Origin of the sequence: Paenibacillus sp. MAEPY2 (assembly GCF_000499205.1) — a bacterium.
Taxonomy (GTDB): Bacteria; Bacillota; Bacilli; order Paenibacillales; family Paenibacillaceae; genus Paenibacillus; species Paenibacillus vandeheii.
In genome coordinates, this window is the sequence record NZ_AWUK01000113.1 from 1 (window position 1) to 4,178 (window position 4,178).

The following is a 4,178-nucleotide window of genomic DNA, read 5'->3' on the forward strand; positions in this document are numbered from 1 at the left end:
TTTTATTTCCAGTAGGTGTCGCACTTCATATTACAATCCGTCAAATCAAAATAATATAATCTTATAAAGATGTTAACTCTCTTGTTATCAGAACAAGGGTTGAATTAATGGAGGAAGGACAGGTAATTATGATAATGGTAACATGCCCTAAATGTGGAGGAGAATTGCAAGAAATACGACATTCTACGGAAATCCAAATTAATGAGCAGAAGAAGGTAAAGCTGCCGGAGCTCTCTGCTCTTAAGTGTATACCGTGTAGTGATGTATATTTTACCCCTTCTGCGAATCAAGAGATGGAACGGATACTAATGCGTGAAATTCTAAACACGGAAATAGATGAGCTGGAGAAAGAATGCCGATCCTGTAGCAGCCAAGAACGATATGAAGAACTTCTTGTTGAAATTGCAAATCTTAGAAAACAACTGGAAGACATCATTGAGAACTCATTGTAATGGCTAAACAACCCAATATTCGTTCTACGGGATCTTATGAAAGCCCGGTTGGGATGTGGTCTTATAGATAGTAAAAAGGGGACCTAACGTGGGGCCAGGCTCAACGTTTCCTAGTTAAGATTGACCTTGGAGTTGTTTGTCTTTTATTGAGCTTGAGAGATGTTGGATAGCCAAGATAATGTATGGAAGCTTCAGTATGATCCAAATTTTTGAACAAACTTTAAATCTTTAATCAGGAGCGGATTTATAAATTGAAATCGATAATTATAACTATAGGGATAGGCTATTTTTATATAGTCATTTCTATTATGAGATTGATCATTGAGGTTCCAACATTGTTTATTGCATTACTATCCATAGCTGCAGCATTATTTACCCTAGCGGATTATTACAGCGATGTGAAAAGCAATGAAAAGTGGGCCACTAACACATTTGTTAGCGGTCTGGTTTTTCTTATCGCATCTCTCGTCTCGTTATTACCAATCCCTGTACTCAACAATCTAACAGGGGTTTGGATTGTGCAAAGAGCTGGAGATTGGGCTACACTATTTGGCCTTGGCATCGTTGTTATCACAATCGGATATAAAGAAATGGCAAAAACTAAATTAGCTGAATCTCTCAAAGTGCAGGCGGAACAGGTTCCCCCCATTGATACTGAACCTATCAAAGTGCAGGAAGAACAAGACTCCCCAATTGTTATTGTCAAAAAAATGAATGAAAATGAGTACAACACGATGATGGAATTGAATGATGTCATTACTCAATTAAAAAAAATAGATCCTCATGTCTTCGGGAATGGTAAGGTTTACAATGGCTGGTCGGTATTCTACGATATTCTGGTAGACTTTTATAATGCAGGAGGCCCTTTTTATGACGGTTTAAATCGGCAGTTATTTTCCAAATTCTTAGAGTCGTTGGATAGTACTACAGAAATTATAGTGAATCTTGCTAACCCTGATTTTGATGATGATCGCGATTTAGGTGATATCGTCTTATGGGGTACGAGCTACGAGGTTTACTCACAGTCTTCTATTAAATATATTGAAGGACCGACTGTTCAGGATATCGTTGAAAATTTGGGTGAAACACTTGAGCGGTGGAAATCTCTTAAAGATAACATTACGAAGCAGTATGAACAAACTCGAGTATAATGACAAACCCTGCTCTGGATGTAGATTTTGGAGAATCTTGAAGACGAAATCAAGCCCTCAAGTGAATGACGTTGTTTATTTTATCTTATCTTTAAAGTGAGGGGGGCTGTAGATTTACGATTAGAGTTTAGGACTTAAAAGTAATCATGATGCCCCGGAATTACCATAAATTGAACTAGTCGCTTACCAAAAAAGAGTACTTTGGAAAGGAGTGGAATGATTTGCAAATTTGCAATTACGAGAATACTCTAATCTCTCTTTTTGACGAATTTAATAAGTATCCCCGGAAAGATCTGGCTATCACAGAGATCAGGAAAAAGGGGAGAAAAGATGGAATTAGGTGTCCCTTCTGTGATGAATATCTCATACTTCGCGCGGGGAACATGAATGAACCTCATTTTGCACATAAACAGGGTAAGTCCTGTACAGTTGCCCATTCATATGAACAATATGAGCAGCAAGTGAAGAGAGAATCAGCTCAGCACTCGGTAATACGGGACGTCATTTACGATGACTTGAGAACGCAGGAGAGATATAAACCTGATCTTAAAGTGGAGCATGGCTATAAAGCGAAAGCTGAAGGAGGTTGGAAGGTTGTCCCTGATATCATCGTAAAAAAGGGCAACTATGAGTTTGGTATATCAGTCCTGACCAATGTATATCAGAAGGGTGATGAGTCACTCGTTAAGATAATTCGAAAAAGGAATCAATATTTCGATGAGAAAGGCTTAAATAATATCTGGTTTATAGAGGATCAAGAGCTGAGTTTAGATTTATCGTATAGAGTATTGTTTCTTTGGGAATCTGAGACCCTTCTTAGTACCAAAACAGATTGGGATCACAAATGGGATAAACTACTGAATAATCTATCTGGTAACGATACTTACTCGATATCAGAGGCGTTTAATTATAATGAGAAACAGTTTCTTCAAAATGATGTCCGCAGCCTGTACTATGTTCATTCCACGCCTGATGGAATATCGTTTTCTGTTCATCGAATCATCTTTGATGAACTTGAACCCCCATACCGAGCTTTTGCTGTAACTACGGGTTACAAGATGCAACTTACTGAAGCTTTGGTAATCCAGGATTACCTTCAGTTATCTAATGATGATTTCGAAAATCGGCAAATGGATATTTTTAAATCAGATTTTGCTAATGGTGTAGATCGCCTCACGCAAATTGATAAAGGAAGAATAGAGGACACCCACGCATTGAATGATGTTGAAATACCATTACCTCAAATTGTGAGACAGGACAAACCTCAAGAGGGTCTTCCGGTGATTTACTGGGATGATGGGACCGTTACATACCTCATCGAAAGACTTAAACGAAAGTACATCTCTGCAGAGGATGCCGCCTTACTGGCGCAATATTTGAGACATAACAGGGAGTTGGTTATTTTTAAGGGATGGGACCTTCGTGATATTAAAAAAATGGCTTTTGAAGCACTGGGAAAAATATCGGATTCCAATGTTAGGATACACCTTCTTGAGATTGTAGATTTATAGTTTGTTATAATGAATAGACTTAGTTCTAACAATGGAAGGGTGGTTAACGATGAAGGAAACATTCAAGGTTGGCAGTACATACGATTGTGTTGTAAGTGGACAGATCTGGGCGTTTACTGTAGTCGAAGTAGATGAAGAAAATGAGGGAAAACTTTGGATTACCTGGAGTACCGGTAGCACTGGTGAGGAAGAAGATGAAGAATGTCATTCCATTGATGAATTGTTGTTCAACAAGGTTGAAGATCATAAAAATAATGTGGCTGCAGGAATCATCTATCCACGAGGAGATAGCGAAGAAGCACAATTTAATGGATTAACTGAGTTAATATCAAAGCCGAGATACTATTTTGGGCAAATGGAAGTTCCGCGGGCTTTTGTACTTACAGACCATTTTTCACCTGAAGGGTACAGACCGGACAGAGAGTATCTAGATTTCGTTTATGATCCCGAAAGCTCCCTGTTAAGAGTGTCAAGTCCGGATCCTGCTGCAGACGTTCCCAGTTGGGTAATTGAACGGTTTAATGTATCTGCTGTTACTAGGGTGAAACCTGAAACTGGTACTAAGAAGGTAGTCTATCTTCTTAAGATTAACCAAGTATAGTGTATCCTCTAATAAGGTGCGCATTCTGGAGTACAGCTTCAGCTAAGTATTGATGTGATATACGTTAAATAGTTTTCAAAAATAGAGTATCAGCTAATCATAACCCAATAAAAGGAGGAACGTAGATGAAAAGTCACGGATTTGGTAACTAAAGGCGGTTTTAGAGGGTCTTCTAGGAATAATATATAAAAAGCTATCAATCAGTAGTTTCGATTGTTAAAAAAATGCTAAATGTGGTTGTTAAGTCTCTACTAATAGATTGTATTTCATTATAACGATGAAAATTTATTCATCTTGATAAGAATAGTGTAGTTCCTCTAAAAATTCATTATGCTTGGCTCATTAAAGCTTTAGTACATCACGAATTGACGTTTAAATAAGTAATCGAAAGCTCCGGCTAATGTTCGGGGTCTTTTTGTGTGACGGATTGTAATATGAAGTGGGACACCTACTGGAAATAAAA

At 38.0% G+C, this 4,178-nt stretch carries 4 protein-coding genes; all 4 read left to right on the forward strand.

Going from position 1 to position 4,178, the window contains the following annotated elements; all coding sequences use genetic code 11:
- Window positions 1-107: 107 nt before the first annotated feature.
- The 4 genes from P364_RS0134795 to P364_RS0134810 all read left to right on the forward strand — a co-directional run bounded on the left by P364_RS0134795 (window position 108) and on the right by P364_RS0134810 (window position 3,715).
- Window positions 108-452 (forward strand): hypothetical protein, encoded by a 345-nt coding sequence (locus P364_RS0134795; protein ID WP_024634531.1) that lies wholly within the window; start codon window positions 108-110, stop codon window positions 450-452.
- Window positions 453-703: 251 nt separating this feature from the next.
- A complete protein-coding gene (locus P364_RS0134800; protein WP_024634532.1) occupies window positions 704-1,603 on the forward strand; it encodes a hypothetical protein in 900 nt (299 codons plus the stop codon).
- Window positions 1,604-1,824: 221 nt separating this feature from the next.
- Entirely contained in the window at window positions 1,825-3,114 is a 1,290-nt protein-coding gene (locus P364_RS0134805; RefSeq protein WP_024634533.1) for a competence protein CoiA family protein, read from the forward strand.
- Between the two features lie 49 nt (window positions 3,115-3,163).
- A complete protein-coding gene (locus tag P364_RS0134810; RefSeq protein WP_024634534.1) occupies window positions 3,164-3,715 on the forward strand; it encodes a hypothetical protein in 552 nt (183 codons plus the stop codon).
- Window positions 3,716-4,178 lie beyond the last annotated feature (463 nt).